This window comes from Pseudomonas sivasensis, assembly GCF_013778505.1.
Taxonomy (GTDB): Bacteria; Pseudomonadota; Gammaproteobacteria; order Pseudomonadales; family Pseudomonadaceae; genus Aquipseudomonas; species Aquipseudomonas sivasensis.
This window is the reverse complement of record NZ_JAAOWU010000004.1, coordinates 145,371-160,666: the sequence shown is the minus strand read 5'-3', so window position 1 is coordinate 160,666 and position 15,296 is coordinate 145,371. Positions and strand designations below refer to the sequence as shown.

11 protein-coding genes are annotated in these 15,296 nt (G+C 61.9%); 8 read left to right on the top strand and 3 right to left on the bottom strand.

Annotation, left to right across the window (positions count from 1 at the left end; translation table 11 throughout):
- Positions 1 to 140: 140 nt before the first annotated feature.
- The 8 genes from G9Q84_RS09685 (at position 141) to yegS (ending at position 12,748) form a co-directional block, all read left to right on the top strand.
- Entirely contained in the window at positions 141 to 1,808 is a 1,668-nt protein-coding gene (locus G9Q84_RS09685) for a ShlB/FhaC/HecB family hemolysin secretion/activation protein (protein WP_164558513.1), read from the top strand.
- 11 nt (positions 1,809 to 1,819) lie between these two features.
- Positions 1,820 to 2,341 (top strand): toxin-activating lysine-acyltransferase, encoded by a 522-nt coding sequence (locus tag G9Q84_RS09680; RefSeq protein WP_032887925.1) that lies wholly within the window; start codon positions 1,820 to 1,822, stop codon positions 2,339 to 2,341.
- A gap of 24 nt (positions 2,342 to 2,365) precedes the next feature.
- Positions 2,366 to 10,117 (top strand): hemagglutinin repeat-containing protein, encoded by a 7,752-nt coding sequence (locus G9Q84_RS09675; RefSeq protein ID WP_181643239.1) that lies wholly within the window; start codon positions 2,366 to 2,368, stop codon positions 10,115 to 10,117.
- Between the two features lie 11 nt (positions 10,118 to 10,128).
- Complete coding sequence (locus G9Q84_RS09670) at positions 10,129 to 10,440, top strand: hypothetical protein (protein ID WP_032887929.1); 312 nt, start codon at positions 10,129 to 10,131, stop codon at positions 10,438 to 10,440.
- A gap of 59 nt (positions 10,441 to 10,499) precedes the next feature.
- Positions 10,500 to 10,808, top strand: a complete 309-nt coding sequence (locus G9Q84_RS29270; protein ID WP_122754421.1) for a hypothetical protein — start codon at positions 10,500 to 10,502, stop codon at positions 10,806 to 10,808.
- Between the two features lie 24 nt (positions 10,809 to 10,832).
- Positions 10,833 to 11,159: a hypothetical protein gene (locus G9Q84_RS09665; RefSeq protein WP_032887932.1), complete on the top strand. Its 327-nt coding sequence runs from the start codon at positions 10,833 to 10,835 to the stop codon at positions 11,157 to 11,159.
- A gap of 33 nt (positions 11,160 to 11,192) precedes the next feature.
- On the top strand, positions 11,193 to 11,738 hold the full coding sequence (locus G9Q84_RS09660; RefSeq protein ID WP_122754420.1) for a hypothetical protein: 546 nt from the start codon (positions 11,193 to 11,195) through the stop codon (positions 11,736 to 11,738).
- A 92-nt stretch (positions 11,739 to 11,830) separates the two neighbouring features.
- Positions 11,831 to 12,748: a lipid kinase YegS gene (yegS, locus tag G9Q84_RS09655; protein WP_122754419.1), complete on the top strand. Its 918-nt coding sequence runs from the start codon at positions 11,831 to 11,833 to the stop codon at positions 12,746 to 12,748.
- Here the strand turns inward: yegS and G9Q84_RS09650 are convergent.
- The 3 genes from G9Q84_RS09650 to G9Q84_RS09640 form a co-directional block, all read right to left on the bottom strand.
- The gene (locus G9Q84_RS09650) at positions 12,707 to 13,366 is read right to left on the bottom strand and encodes a response regulator transcription factor (RefSeq protein WP_032887937.1); all 660 of its coding nucleotides are present in this window, start codon (positions 13,364 to 13,366) and stop codon (positions 12,707 to 12,709) included. The two genes, yegS and G9Q84_RS09650, sit on opposite strands and share 42 nt — an antisense overlap.
- Positions 13,363 to 14,256 (bottom strand): sensor histidine kinase, encoded by an 894-nt coding sequence (locus tag G9Q84_RS09645; RefSeq protein ID WP_122754418.1) that lies wholly within the window; start codon positions 14,254 to 14,256, stop codon positions 13,363 to 13,365. Before G9Q84_RS09645 ends, G9Q84_RS09650 begins: the two co-directional genes overlap by 4 nt.
- Positions 14,257 to 14,610: 354 nt before the next feature.
- Positions 14,611 to 15,060, bottom strand: coding sequence for a hypothetical protein (locus G9Q84_RS09640; protein ID WP_177326444.1), 450 nt, complete (start codon positions 15,058 to 15,060; stop codon positions 14,611 to 14,613).
- Between the last annotated feature and the right edge of the window lie 236 nt (positions 15,061 to 15,296).

Sequence of the window (15,296 nt, the reverse complement as noted above, 5' to 3'; positions counted from 1 at the left end):
TTTTGTGTCGTTGTGGTGACAAAGCCTGCGCATGTAGGAAGTTTCACTCACAAGGATGCGAAATGTCTCTCGTCGCTGTATCTAGAACAAAACCATCAGTTTTGCTGCAGTCGTGCGTTTCCACCTGTACTGCAGTTGGTTTGCTAGCCAGCGCGGCTGCGTTTGCGGCCGAGCCGCAAGCGCCGGCCCAGCAATTGATCCAGCAGCAACAGCGCGAGCGTGCACAACGCGAGCAGCTGGAACCGTCGCCCGACGTTCGCCTGCAAGCGCCCCAAGACACCGAAGCCAGCCTGCGCCTGCCGCGTGATGAAACGCCGTGCTTCAAGATCGACCGCGTGGTGCTCAGTGGCGACCAGGCCGAGGATTTCCAGTGGGCCCTGCGTGCCGCCAACCCGTCCGATGATCCAGTGCAAGGGCGTTGTGTTGGCGCGCGCGGGATCAACCTGACCATGAAGCGCATCCAGAATGCGATCATCGCCAAAGGTTTTATTACCACCCGCGTGCTGGCCCGGGCCCAGGACTTGAATCAGGGCACCCTGTCCCTGGTGGTGGTGCCCGGCCGGATCAAACACATCCGTTTTGCCGCCGGCACCTCGGCCCGCGCCAACTATTGGAATGCGATGCCCGCGTCCGATGGCGATGTGCTGAACCTGCGCGACATCGAACAGGCGCTGGAAAACTTCAAGCGCGTGCCCACCGCCGAAGCCGACGTACAGATCACCCCCGCCGAAGGCGCCGATGCGCAGCCAGGTGAAAGCGATGTGGTGATCGCCTGGAAGCAGGCCGTGCCCGTGCGGGTCAGCCTGTCGGTGGACGACTCCGGCAGCAAGCAGACCGGCAAGTACCAGGGCAACGTCGCGCTGTCGCTGGATAACCTGGCGACCCTCAACGACCTGTTCTACATCAGCTTCAACCACGACCTCGGCGGCGGCGAAAGCGGCGACCGTGGGTCCAAGGGCCACACCATTCACTACTCGGTGCCCTACGACTATTGGCAGTTGAGCCTGACCTCCAGCGAATACGACTACCACCAGACGATCGCCGGGGTGAACCAGGCGTATTCCTACAGCGGCCGCAGCCGGACCAATGAGGTGCAGCTGTCGCGCGTGATCTATCGCGACGCGGTGCGCAAGACCACCGTGTCCCTCGGTGGCTGGAGCCGTACCTCCAGCAACTACGTCGAAGACACTGAAATCGAATCTCAGCGCCGGCGCATGGCCGGTTGGCAGGCCGGGATCAATCACCGTGAATTCATCGGTGCGAACACCCTCGACCTTGGCGTCGGCTATCGCCGTGGCACCGGTGCGCGCGATGCCTTGCGCGCGCCCGAGGAAGAAAACGGCGAAGGCACGTCGCGCTCGCAGATCATTACCGCCAACGCGCAATTGCAAGTGCCGTTCAGCGTCGGCCAGCAGAAGCTGCGTTACATCGGCGGCTGGCGCGGGCAATGGAACCGCACGCCGCTGATTCCCCAGGACCGCTTTTCAATCGGTGGGCGCTACACCGTGCGCGGCTTTGATGGCGAGCAGATTCTGTCGGCGGAACGCGGCTGGACCTTCAGCAACGACCTCGGCCTGAGCCTGGGCAACACCGGTCAGGAGCTCTATCTGGGCGTGGATTACGGCCAGGTTGGCGGGCATTCCACCGAGTATTTGCTGGGTCGCCGCCTGGCCGGTGCGGTGGTAGGCCTGCGCGGCGGCTACAAGCAGTTTTCCTATGACATCTACACCGGCAAACCTCTGGAAAAACCCAAGGGTTTCCAGACCGCCGACGTGACCAGTGGCTTCAGCGCCAACTGGTCATTTTGAAGGAGGCCAGCATGTCGGATGACACCCTCGAAGTGCTTGCGCCCACGGGGCCCGACAGTCCCATCGACGAAGCCCAGGTGTTGGGTTCGGCGGTGTGGTTGTGGATGCACTCGGCGGCGCATCGCGATGCGCCATTGCACAGCCTGTCGACCCTGTTGCTGCCGGCGATCAAGCGCCGTCAGTTCATCCTGATCAGCGAAGCGGGGCGCCCGGTGTTTTTCCTGTCGTGGCTCAACCTCAGTGCCGAGGCCGAGGCGCGCTATCTGCGCGAACCAGCCGTCTGCCTGCCTGCCGCGGACTGGGACAGCGGCGACCGCCTGTGGATCAACGACTGGGTCGCGCCGTTCGGGCATACCCGACGAGTCAGCGGCCTGTTGCGACGGCGGCTGTGGCCCGGGCGGATCTTCCGTTCGCTGTACCACCGAGGCGATGAGCGCGGACTGCGCGTCATGAATTTCCAGGGTATCGCCGTCCTGGACCTGGAGGCGCAAGCCTGGTTTGCCACTCACCCGTTACCCAGCGACGCGCTCTGATCAGCCACCGCGCAAAGGACTTGCATGAATAAGCATCTGTATCGAATTGTTTTCAACCAGGCTCGCGGCCTGCTGATGGTGGTGGCCGAAAACGTCAAGAGCGCGTGCAAGGCTCCCGGCACGACCGGCGCCGTAGCGCGCCCGGGTACGGCGGTTGCCACGCTGACGCCGCTGCGGTTTGCGCTGATGCTGGGCATGGGCTGGGTCGCGCTGGCGGCGCCGGTACAAGCGCAGGTGGTGGTCGATGGCTCCGCGCCGGCGGGCCAGCGCCCGACCATCGGCGCCGCCGGCAACGGCACCACGGTGGTGGACATCACCCGGCCAAGCGGCGCGGGCGTGTCGCGCAACACCTACACCCAGTTCGACGTGGACAAGCGCGGGGTGATCCTCAACAACGGCGTGACCAACAGCCAGACTCAACTGGGCGGGTGGATCGAAGGCAACCGCAACCTGGCCAATGGCAGCGCACGGGTGATTCTCAACGAGGTCAATTCGAGCAACCCTAGCCAGTTGCGCGGCTTTGTCGAAGTGGGGGGCTCCAAGGCGCAGGTGGTAATTGCCAACCCGTCGGGCATCACCTGTGAAGGCTGCGGGTTTATCAACGCCGACCGCGCGACCCTGACCACCGGGCGCGCGCAGTTCGAGAACGGCCTGATCAGCGGCTATGAAGTCTCGGGCGGCAAGATCAGCATCGGCGGCGAAGGCATGGACACCAGCCGCGCCGACTACACCGAAATCATCGCGCGCACCGTTGAGGTGAACGCGGGCATCTGGTCCAAAGACTTGACCATCAAGGCCGGCACCACCGGCGCGGCCCCGACCGACACGCCAACCGTCGCCATCGACGTGGCGCAGCTGGGCGGCATGTACGCGGGCAAGATCACCTTGGTCGGCAATGGCGCAGGCGTGGGCGTGCGCAATGCCGGGCAGATCGGCTCCAGCGCCGGTGAAGTGGTGATCGGCACCGACGGCCGGATCGAAAACCACGGCCAGATCAGCAGCGCCACCGATTTGACCGCCCGCGCCGACAAGGGCATCGACAACGACGGCACGCTATACGCTCAAGGCAACCTGGCCGTGCACACCGCTGGTGATATCGACAACCGTGGCATCGTGTCCGCCCAGGGCAATGCCGCGCTGACCGCCACCGGCGCCAATTCGGCGATTCGCAGCCACGCAGGTTCCGCATTGGCCGCGGGCGTGGACAGTACCGGCAAGCTCGGCAGCAGCGGTTCGCTGACGCTGACCTCGGCTGGCACCTTGACCGCCAAAGGCCAGAACCTCGCCGCGCAGACCCTCAAGGCCAGCGCCGCCCAGGTCGACCTGAGTGACAGCCAGACGTCCGCCCAGACCGTTGAGTTGACCAGCACCGCCGGCAATCTCGACTTGCGTCGCAGCCGCGTCACCGCCGGCCGCGCCCTCACGGCCGACGCTAACCAGGGCGTGCTCAGCGATGCTGCACAGGTAGGCGCTGCACAGATCAGCGTGACCGCGCTGGACCTGTCCAACGTCGGCGGCAAGTGGGTGCAGACCGGCAGCAACGGTATGCAGATGACCGTCGCGCGCAGCCTCGACAACAGTGGCGGTACGCTGTCCAGCGGTGGCGCCCTCGTCGTCAGCGCTGACACCCTGAACAACGCGGATGGCCTGGTGCAGTCGGGTGGCCTTGGCGACTTGTCCGTCACCGCGCGCCAGCACCTGAACAATCAGAAGGGCAAGCTGGTCACCGCCGCGCAATTGACCCTCAACGGCGGCACCCTGGACAACAGCAGCGGGCAGATCACTGCCGGCGGTGCGCTGGGGATCAAGGCCGCGCAGTTGAACAACGCCAATGGCACCGTCGCGGCCACGCAAACCTTGACGGTCAAGGCCGACAGCCTGCAGAACCAGGGCGGTACCCTCGGTTCGGTGGCCGCCGACCTGATCCTCAACAGCGACACTAGCGTGCTCGACAACCGTGGCGGGCGTCTGGAGGCAGCCAAGGCGCTGACCCTCAATGCACTCGGCCTGAACAACCAAGGTGGGGTGATCACCGGCGCGCAACTGCTGCTCAATACCCAGGGCCAGCAACTCGACAACAGTGCAGGCACCGTTAACGCCAGCGACACGCTGAGCGTCGACAGCGGCGCGTTGATCAACGACGGCGGCATCATGCAGGCCAAGTCGGACCTGCGCGTGGATACCCACGGCCAACAGCTGAGCAACCGCAATTCCGGCAGCACCGGCGGCATCCTCGGCCAGCGCGACGTCACCGTGCGCGCCGGTCAAGTGTTCAACGACCAAGGCTTTATCGGCAGCGCGCGCACCCTGGACATCAACGCCCAGCAACTGAGCAACCAGGCGGGCTTGTTGCGCGCCGACGGGCATCTGTTGCTGACCGCCGCGAGCGTGGACAACAGCGCGACCCAGGGCGCGAACCAGGGCATCAAGGGCCAGAGCGTCGATCTCGACACCGATACGCTGACCAACCGCGCTGGCTCAATCGTGTCCGACACCACGCTGAACGTGAAGGGCAGCGGCAGCGTGGACAACGACGCGGGCATCCTTTCGGCGGGCAGCGTGCTGACCCTGGCCGATCGCAACCCGGCGCAGAAAAGCCTGGCCATCAACAACGGCGCGGGCACCCTGATTGGGGGCCAGTCCGTGTTGCTCGACAGTGCCAATTACAGCGGCGCCGGCAAGGTCCAAAGCCTCGGCGACCTGACCTTCCGGTTGACTCAAAACTTCATCAACAGCGGCCTGGTGCAGAGCAACGGCGACCTGTCGCTGCAGACTGGCGGCACGATGACCAACCAGGGGGCGGTGCAGTCCGGCGCGCTGGTGCGCGTGGATGCCGGCGCTATCGACAACGGTGCCAACGGCGTGATCAGTGGGCGGCGTGTGCAGGCCAACGCGGTCAACCAATTCGACAACCGTGGCGTGGTCGACGGCGAGACGACCCGCCTCAGTGCTTCGACCCTGAACAACCTCGGCACCGGGCGCCTCTACGGTGATCATTTGTCGATCACCGCCGGTACGCTCAACAACATCCTCGAAGGCGCAACGGCGGCGACCATCGCGGCACGCAACCGCCTGGATATCGGCGCTCAGGTCATCAACAACCGTGAGCACGGATTGATCTTCAGCGCCGGCGATACGGTGATCGGCGGCTTGCTTGACGCCAACGACCAGGCCAGCGGCCAGGCACAGGTGCTCAACAATGCGAGCGCCACCGTCGAAGCGCTGGGCCATCTGAGCGTCAACGCCAAGCAGATCAACAACACCAACGAACACTTCGCAACCGACCGCGTGCTGGTGTCCAACCAAGTGCTGCAGGAGTACCTGCTGTCGGGCTCGACCAACCGTTACACGCCGGACCAGATCTCGCTGTACAACGACGAGGTGCTGCACCTGGTCACGCCGGAAGGCTACGGCACGCGCTGGAACCGCTATGACTACACACGCAGCGTCACCGAGACGCAAATTGTCAGCTCCGACCCTGCGCAGATGCTTGCCGGTGGCAACCTCACGTTGATCGCCGACCAGGTGCTCAACGACAAGAGCCGGATCATTGCCGGGCAGGCGCTCAACGGCAGCATCGGCCAAGTGATCAACACCGAAGTGACCGGCGAACGGGTCACGGCCGACAACGGCAGCGTGGCCAATTACTATCGCATCCAGCGCAAGGGCCGTGACCGCCAGGGCGTCGGCCTGACCGGTTATACGCCGGCGCCGCTGATCGAGCAGATCTCCCTTAAACCCACGGTGTACACCGAGTACGCGGCCATCAACGGCAGCGGCACCCAGGTTGGCGCGCTGGTTCTGGCCAACGTTACCGACAGCACTGCGGGTACCGGTGAGCTGGCGGGCGCTGGCCGCACCCACGCCGTGAGCCCGATCAGTGAAGTGAAGGCACTGACCCAACTGGACGCGGCAGGCGCGGTGGAGCAGATCCGCACGGGTGGTTTCAACCCCGACCTGCCCAACAGCAGCCTGTTCCAGACCAACCCGAACAGCACCGCCGGTTATCTGGTGGAGACCGACCCGCGCTTCGCTAACTACCGCAAGTGGTTGTCTTCGGACTACATGCTCGGGCGCCTGAACCTCGACCCGGCGGCCACGCAGCAGCGTCTCGGCGACGGCTTCTACGAACAGAAGCTGATCCGTGAGCAAATCGCGCAACTCACCGGCCGGCGCTTTCTCGACGGCTACGCCAGTGATGAGGAACAGTATCGCGGCATGATCGACAGCGCCGTGACCCTGGCGGATCAGTGGAAACTGATTCCTGGTGTCGCCCTGACCGCCGAACAAATGGCGCAGTTGACCAGCGACATCGTCTGGCTGGTGTCCAAGGACGTCACGCTGGCGAGCGGTGAAGTCCGTCAGGTGCTCGTGCCGCAAGTCTATGTGCGGGTTCGCGAAGGTGATCTGGATGGCTCCGGCGCACTGATGGCTGGGCGCACGTTGAACCTTGATGTGCGCGGTGATCTGGTGAACTCCGGCAGCCTGTCCGGGCGCGATGGCGTGAACATCAGCGTGCAGAACCTCGACAACCTCGGTGGCCGTATCCAGGGCAACGACGTGGCCCTGACCGCCAGCCAGGACATCAACAACATCGGCGGCCTGATCAGCGCCAACAGCCGTCTGGCTTTGAGCGCCGGCAACGACATCAATGTGCGCTCGGTCACCACCGACAGCGAGAGCGATCAGGGCACCCGCACTGGCTTGTCGCGGGTGGCGGGGTTGTACGTGTCGGCACCGGCGGCGAACCTGATTGCCACCGCCGGCAACGATATCAACCTGCAAGCCGCGCAAGTGAGCAACACCGGCGTCGGCGGCAAGACGTCGCTGGTGGCGGGCAACGACATCACCCTGACTACAGTGAAAGAGTCCTACACCCAGTCCAACCAGTGGGATGGCGACAACTGGCGCAAGGAAGCCGGACGCAATGAAGTCGGCAGTTCGGTGCAGGCCAACGGCGATGTTCGCGTGGGCGCCGGGCGTGACGTGCAGGTGCGCGGGGCGATGGTCAACAGCGACGCGGGGGCTGTTGCTGTGAGTGCGGTGCGCGACATCAATGTCGAGGCCGGCGAGCGCTTCAACAGCGCCGACGAAGCGCACAAGGTCAAGGGCAGCAACGGGATGTTTTCGAGCAAGACCACCACCACCCGCGACACGGTCAGCCAGACCACCGCACAGGCCTCGACCTTCAGTGGCGAGCAGGCGGTGATGCAGGCCGGCAACAACATCACGATTACGGGTAGCAACGTGGTTTCCACATCGGGCACGGTGCTGGCGGCGGGCAACGACATCAAGGTATTGGCAGCCACCGAGCAACTTGACGAAAAACACATGAAGGATGTGAAGACCAGCGGTATGTTCAGCGGGGGCGCCATTGCCGTCACCGTTGGTTCCAAGCAACAGACCAATAAAGACAGTAGTCAGCAGACTACGGCGGCCGCGAGCAACATTGGCGCAACCGACGGCAACGTGCTGATCAGCGCCGGCGGCGAATACCGTCAGGTGGGCAGCAATGTGAACGCGCCCAATGGCGATGTGTCGATCGACGCGTCCGAGGTCAATATCCTCGAAGCGCGCAACCTCAGTGCGCAGCAGCAGGAGCAGCGCTTCAAGCAGACCGGCGTGAGCCTGACCCTGACCAACCCGATCGTGAGTGCGGTACAGACCGGCCAGCGCATGAACAAAGCCGCTGAACGTACCGATGACAAACGTATGAAAACTTTGGCGGCGCTGAGTACTGTGTGGGCCGCCAGCGATGCGCACACTCAGGTCATGGCCGACCCGGCGGCGGCGGGCGGTATCAACTTGAGCATTGCCCTGGGCATGAACAAGAGCGAGAGCAAAAGCGAGCAGACCAGCAACACCGCAGCCGCTTCGACGGTCGCGGCGGGAGGGGATGTGACGATCGTATCCTCGGGCGGCACGCGCAACAACAACCTGACCGTGCAGGGCAGTGAGATCACGGCGGGCAACAATGCGTTGTTGAAAGCTGACGGCAACATCCTGCTGGCGGGTGCGCAGAACACCATCGAGCAACACAGCACCAACAAAAGCGTCAACGGCAGCCTTGGCATCGGCATCTCGTTTGGTAGCGAGAAAAACGGTCTGAGCTTCAACGCGTCCGCCTCTCAGAGCCGTGGCAATGCCGATGGCAATGACTTGGTGTGGAGCAATACCCACGTGACTGCTGGCAAAGAGGTCAGTCTGATTTCCGGTAAGGACACCACCCTGCGTGGTGCGGTGGTGTCGGGTGAGACGGTCAAGGCCGATATCGGCGGCGACCTGAATGTCGAGAGCCTGCAGGACACCAGCACCTTCGCGTCCGAGCAGAAGAGCATGAGCGCTGGGATCAGCATCTGTATCCCGCCGGTCTGTGCCGGTGCGGCGACCGCTAGCTTCAGCTCCACAAACGCCAAGCAGAAGTCCAACTTTGCCAGCGTGATCGAACAATCGGGCATACGTGCCGGCGACGGTGGTTTCGACATCAACGTGCGCGGCAATACCGACCTCAAGGGTGGCGTGATCGCCAGTTCCGACAAGGCCATTGCCGACGGCAAAAACAGCCTGACCACCGGCACGCTGACGGTGTCCGACATCCACAACGTGTCCGAAGCCAGCGCCAAAACTTCAGGCGTCGACCTGAGTTCGGACATGCTCGACGGCAAACTGGGCACGGCCAAGGCGCTGCTCGCCAACAGCATCAACAACGGCTCGGACTCCGACTCCGCCGACAGCGACACCCGCAGCGCGATCAGCGCCGGCACCTTGGTGATCACCAATGCCGAGCGCCAGCGTGTGGTTGGCGGCATGACGGTTGACCAGACAATTGCCAACCTGAACCGCAACACCGAGGCCGCCCATGTCGCCGTGGGACGGTTGGATGTGGCGGAAATGGGGCGCAAGGTAGCGGCTGAGCAGGAGATCAAGCGTGAGTTCTATCATCAGGTCTCGCTGCTGGCGGATGAGGCGTATCGCAAGATCTTTATCGAGAAGGCGCGGGTGTATGAGGTCTCGAAGGACAAGGAGGGCAAAGTTCAACGTCGCGAACTGAGCGACGAAGAGAAAATGAACCTCAAGAAAGGGCCGGACGGCAAAGTGCATATCGCCAACAATGGCATTTTCAACGATATCGATGGTGCGGCCAAATACGCCGAGCAGCACAGTTCGGCTGATAGCGGGCCGCAATACTTGATCCACTTCGAGCAAGCCAACAACTTCACTTCCGAGCTGATGATCGCTGCTTATCAGAAGAATCTGGAGAATGATTTCTGGGGGTTGTCCAATGCAACGGTGCAAACCAAAGACTACATGACGCAGTTCGGCCAGAGCGGGTTGCACATCGATGGTCACAGCCGGGGCACGTTGACCACTGGCAGCGCCATGGAGTCGCTGGCCCGTGATCCGGCCAACGTGGGCATTCTCGGCAAAACGTCGATGAACTTCTTCGGTGCTGCCTACAGCGTGCAGAAGGCCGACTCGTTGTTAGGGGTCTTACAGAGTCGTTCAGGGGTGAGCTCCGAATCACAGCGCGAGGCGATGGAGCTGCGCTACCAGAATCACAATCTCGATCCGGTTGCGCGCTTGCCGCTCGTAGGGTTCAACCCCGCTACGGGCGGTACGGTCCCGGACGGCAGCGTGCGTGTATGGGAATGGCTGAAAGTGCTTGGCGGCGATAAGACAGTGCACAACTGCTACGGCAATGGAGGGCCCGCCTGCAAGCCCTTCTGGAAAGATTCAACCGATGGCGTTCCACACTTTAAGCGCGCCGGAGAATAAGGAAGAACGTTATGTTGAGAAGTACGTTGCTGTTGACTATTGGCGCTGTGTTACTGACCGGCTGCACGGGGAGGGGCTTTCAACCGCCGCCGCCGGAATTCACCAATTGGAAAAAAAGTGGGGTCTCCCAAGAAGGCGTCAAGAGTGCGATGAGAGCTTGCGGGTATATCAACCTGACAGGCACGGGGGACACAACGCCTATTGACCAGGTACTCACACAGTTTTATTGCATGAAAGACTCGGGTTTCAAGCGCACAGATAACATTGACCTGTGCAAAGAAGGCCGCATTGGTGAATCACCGGTGTGCGAAGGCCGCCGTTAATCGATCACTGAAAGGTCGCAGGGAATGAACGATTAACGCAAACCTTAAGGAACACCCCTATGTCCAGGAGCGGGCTGCTGTTGAGTGTTTGCGCTGTACTGCTGGTCGGCTGCACAGGCAGGGGTTTTCAGCCGCCGCCGCCTGATTTTGTCTATTGGCAAAAGAGTGGGGTCTCTTTAGAGGGCGTCAAGAGCAGTATGCTCGCGTGCGGGTACGAGAATGTGGCGGGCACGGGCGGCGGCTCAATCGATGAGCGGCTTAGGAGCTTCTACTGCATGAAAGATGCGGGCTTCACACGCAAAGATAACTTGGACATGTGCAAGCTTGGCCGTATCGGCGAATCACCGGTGTGCGAAGGCCGTCGGTAACCCATCCCTAAAAGGAAGCAAGGAATGAACGATTTACGCAATGGACTGTACGGCGTCGCGCTGGCATTGGCGGCGACAGGGTTGGGCGGTTGCGCCTCGTCGATGACGGTCACCGGCGAGCCGGGGGTGAGGATGGGCCAGAGCTATGCACAGGTGCTCGCGGTGGTCAGCCGCAACAACGCCGTGACCAAGCAGGTCGATGGCGAAGGCTTCCGGGCGGAGGGTTACTCGTCGATGTTCAAGGACTGCCGCATCAAGTACTTCATCTTTCAGGGCGCCGATGGCTTGCAGCAGGTGAAGTACGAGCCCGCACCGCAGTTGTCGGTCAGCCAGAATTGCCGTCAGCCGTAAACAGCCCTTTATTCCTTTGCGAGTTGACTGCTGATGAGCGTTTTACGTGGGGTTCCCGTGGCGTTGCTGGTGCTGCTGACAGGCTGCGGCCAAGTGGCGAATATCCGTTCCTTGTCTACCGGCTACGTCGCACCAACGTCTGGCGAGACTGCCCGTGTGCGGTTGATCACCGATGGTATGGTGCGCGCGGTGCCGGGGCGTGATTGCCTGGACTGGAATGTACCGGGCGCTGGGGTGATGGCGTCGACGAAAGCGGGCTTCCCCGATCACAACGGCGAGAGCCTGGGCATGCCTGGGCCGATTTACTCGTGGGCGGCTGCGGTATCGTCGGAGTTGGTGGTGCCGGCGAACACCCCGATCGCGTTTCATTACTTGGGGAAACTGCAGTATTCCCGGCAATGCTCCAGCACCATGACCTTTGTGCCTCGGCCGGGGATGGACTACATGGTGCAGGCGTCCATCTATGCGAGCTGTTCGTTCCAGCTGCACGAGCTGCCGCCGGGCGGTAAGCAATGGGTCGAGGTGGAGCCTGCGCCCAAGGGCAAGGTGTCGATGTGCAACGCGATGGATAATTTCTAGCGAGCCAATTATTTTTCGACCTTAATGACTTTTTCCTACTCCTCAAAGGTCAACATCCTTCAAGCACCATTGACTCCAGGAGTACGCCCCCCATGACCACCCCCAAGGCACTGTTGATCCTTCACGGCAAGCAAGCCCTCAACGAGGACGTACGCGCGGCCGTGCTGGCCCGGCGCGAGTCGGGTTTGGAGCTGGCGGTGCGGGTGACGTGGGAGGGCGGTGACGCTCAACGGCTGGTCAAGGAGGCTGTGGACGGCGGTTACACCCACATCATTGCCGGCGGCGGCGACGGCACCTTGCGCGACGTGGCCGAAGCCATGGCCCAGGCCAAGAGCGACGCCAGCCTGGTGCTGATGCCCCTGGGCACCGCCAATGATTTTGCCAAGGCTGCCGGCGTGCCGTTGGAGCCTGCCCAGGCCCTGGCATTGCTGGATGTGCCCCCTAGGGCAATCGACCTCGGCCAGGTCGGCGGGCAGATTTTCCTGAACATGGCCACTGGCGGCTTTGGTAGCCAGGTCACGGCCAATACCTCCGAAGATTTGAAGAAAGTCCTCGGCGGCGCTGCTTATCTGTTTACCGGCCTGACGCGCTTCAGCGAGTTGAAGGCCGCCTACGGTGAGCTGGAAGGACCGGACTTTCACTGGAAGGGCGAGTTGCTGGCGCTGGGTATCGGCAACGGCCGCCAGGCGGGCGGTGGGCACATACTGTGCCCCGGCGCATTGGCCGATGATGGTTTGCTCGACGTCAGCATTCTGCCGGCGCCTCAGGAAGTGGTCGGCACGCTGCTCAATCTGGTGAGCGACGGTGGGATCGACAACATGTTCGTACGGGCGCGCCTGCCGTGGGTCGATATCAAGGTGGCGCAGGGCTTGTACATCAACCTCGATGGCGAGCCGCTGGAAGGTGACGACCTGCACTTCGAGGCCTTGCCCAAGGCGCTTCGCGTGCATTTGCCGGTGGATTCGCCCCTAGTCGTCCAGGCTGATGATCTGCTCGCGCACAGCGAATAACACCAGGCCTGCCACATCAAATATCTGCAGACGCTTCATGATTTGCGAACGGTGGGCTTCTACGGTCTTGATGCTCAGGCCCAGGCCGTGGGCGATCTCACGGGTGGATTTGCCACGCACGATCAGGCGCAGGATCTCCAGTTGGCGTGCCGTGAGGTTATGGCTTTGACCGGCGGGCGTGATCGGCCCCTGGCTGCGCACCAGCGCCTGGTTGATCACGGTGTGGGCGATCGCCGGGCTCAGGTAGCGCTCGTTGTTGCGCAAGGCCTGCAGCGCGTGTTCCAGCTCATTGGCGGTAGTGTCCTTGAGCAGGTAGCCATGGGCACCGGCTTGCAGCGCGCGCATGATCAACTCCGGGTCGGTGTGCATCGACAGGATCAGCACCTTGCTCTTGGGGTGCGCACTCTTGAGTTGCTTTAAAGCGTCGAGGCCGCCGGTGTGCTTCATCGACAGGTCCAGCAGCACAATGTCCGGCAGCAAGCGATTGAACTGCTCCAGCAATTGGGCGCCATCACTGGCTTCGCCCGTCACCGTGTAGCCGGGAATATCCTGGATCAGCGCACGCACGCCGGCCCTGATCAGGGCATGATCGTCCACCAGAAGTAATGTGCAGGTCACTCGATAACCTTAGGGGCGCTGGCCCGTTCGAGGGCGCGGGGCGCCCAGGGGAAGAGCGCTTCGATGCGCGTCCCGTTGCCTGGCTGGCTGCTCACGGACAATGTGCCGCCAAGCTGATCAACCCGCTCGGACATGCCCGCCATGCCCCGCTGGCCTTCCAGGCTGGGATTGATGGCGGGCAAAAAACCCTGGCCGTCATCACAAATACTCAGCGACAGGCCTTCGGGTAGACGTTGCAGGCGCACCAGCAGGTTGTGTGCCTGGGCGTGGCGCAGCATGTTGGTGACGGCTTCCTGGGTGATGCGAAAGGCCGCCACGGCCATTTCTTCCGGGATGCCGGTCAGCCGTTGCTGGCATTCCAGGCTCCAGTGCACCGGGGTGTTTTCCAGGGTCTTGAGCAGGTGCGCGCGCAGGCTGGCTTCGAGGCCCAGGCTGGCGAGCTGTCGGGGGTTGAGGATGGCAGAGACGTCGCGCACCTTGGCCAGGGTCTCGTTCAAGGTGTTGCACAAGACGTTGCACTGGGTTTGCAGCTCATCCGGCATACGGCGCTTGAGCCATTCGCTTTGCAGCTTGGCGGCGGTCAGCAGTTGCCCGATGTCGTCATGCAGTTCGCGGCTGAGGCGGTGGCGTTCGTTTTCCTGCACTTGCAGCAGGCGATCGGCCAATTCCTGGGGCTGGAACTTGATGGATTTGCGCGAGTACCACTGTTGCAGGCCTACCACTAATAAGGTGGCCAGGTTGAGCAGCAGTACCATCAGCGGCAGCGGTGCGGAATGGGCGTAGGCCCACAGGCTCAGCAGCAGTGAGCCAAGGCATAGCGTGAGGATCAAACGGCGTGCATTGCTGCGGGACGCGGACCTTGCGATGAATGTCTTGAGGCTGGCATGCATAGCGGATGGAGCCAATGAAGGTTCGCTGCGGGAAGACCGGTCGACACTGACCGGGCGCTGTTTGAGATACGTTATTGAATCGTTTTCAAAGTTAATAAATTCAGTCACTTTGAGGGGGTGATAGTACCACTACTCTTACCGTCGGTCGCCAGGCGCCTGTCTGGCGGGATTATCTAAGCGCGCAAATATTCAGGGACGATAGTCCCAAAGTTAATGAAGGGGGGATGTATTACTTCAACAGGAATGTAGGGGTTATGGCTAATTGATATCTACGCATGCGCCATTCAGTTTCAATGGGTTGGTTAAACCTGTCGTTTTTAGAAAACTGCGCGTTATTTACGACCTCATAACCGCTCAGGACGAGGGGTGTAAACGCTGCTGCGGTTTATATCTGAAATCCTTTTGTGGGATTTGCAGTGTGACCGTAGCAATCAATGAGGTTTGTTCCGATTCATCCAGTGCCAATAGGCCTGTCTTTGCATCGATAAGCTCCAGTTGCCAGGCCAGCAGTCTCAGGCAGTCTTCCAGGGCGCTCAGGGCCTGATCATGCAGCTGCAACGGGTTTTCGGCGTTGGCGATCACGTATTGGATATGCCGCGAAAATTCGCTGATCGCCTGTAGGGCCAGGCAATCGGCTTTTTCGGCGAGCTTGATCAGGCTGGCTTTCATGCAGTCGATGGCGTCGCTGTCGTTGCGAATCAGATGCAGGTGACTCAGGCACTCTTCCGACTTGGCCAGCAGGTTTTCAGCCTCGTGCAGGAATTCGGGAAGTGCAAGTTGCCACTCGTTACCGTCGTTCATCATGCAAGTCTCCACAACATAAGGTGGGGTGATGAGAGGTCGCATTGGGTGAGTGGCGTAAAACTACTGCTGAAAGATAACTGGAGTCTGTAGGTTGCTTCTGAGCGTTCAGTAGGACGTTTATTTGAATGATGGCGACGGCTGCGCGCGGCCCTCGTGAGCGGGCTCAATTGCACACCTTCAGTTGCCGCGACGTGAGTGTCTGGTAGACCCGTGGAACGAGGGCTTGGGATGGCAAA

Excerpts from the sequence above, each read along its gene's own strand:
- G9Q84_RS29270 (WP_122754421.1), top strand. The coding sequence starts at position 10,500 with ATGTCCAGGAGCGGGCTGCTGTTGAGTGTTTGCGCTGTACTGCTGGTC.
- G9Q84_RS09640 (WP_177326444.1), bottom strand. The coding sequence starts at position 15,060 with ATGATGAACGACGGTAACGAGTGGCAACTTGCACTTCCCGAATTCCTG.
- G9Q84_RS09665 (WP_032887932.1), top strand. The coding sequence starts at position 10,833 with ATGAACGATTTACGCAATGGACTGTACGGCGTCGCGCTGGCATTGGCG.
- G9Q84_RS09670 (WP_032887929.1), top strand. The coding sequence starts at position 10,129 with ATGTTGAGAAGTACGTTGCTGTTGACTATTGGCGCTGTGTTACTGACC.
- G9Q84_RS09675 (WP_181643239.1), top strand. The coding sequence starts at position 2,366 with ATGAATAAGCATCTGTATCGAATTGTTTTCAACCAGGCTCGCGGCCTG.
- yegS (WP_122754419.1), top strand. The coding sequence starts at position 11,831 with ATGACCACCCCCAAGGCACTGTTGATCCTTCACGGCAAGCAAGCCCTC.
- G9Q84_RS09660 (WP_122754420.1), top strand. The coding sequence starts at position 11,193 with ATGAGCGTTTTACGTGGGGTTCCCGTGGCGTTGCTGGTGCTGCTGACA.
- G9Q84_RS09680 (WP_032887925.1), top strand. The coding sequence starts at position 1,820 with ATGTCGGATGACACCCTCGAAGTGCTTGCGCCCACGGGGCCCGACAGT.
- G9Q84_RS09645 (WP_122754418.1), bottom strand. The coding sequence starts at position 14,256 with ATGCATGCCAGCCTCAAGACATTCATCGCAAGGTCCGCGTCCCGCAGC.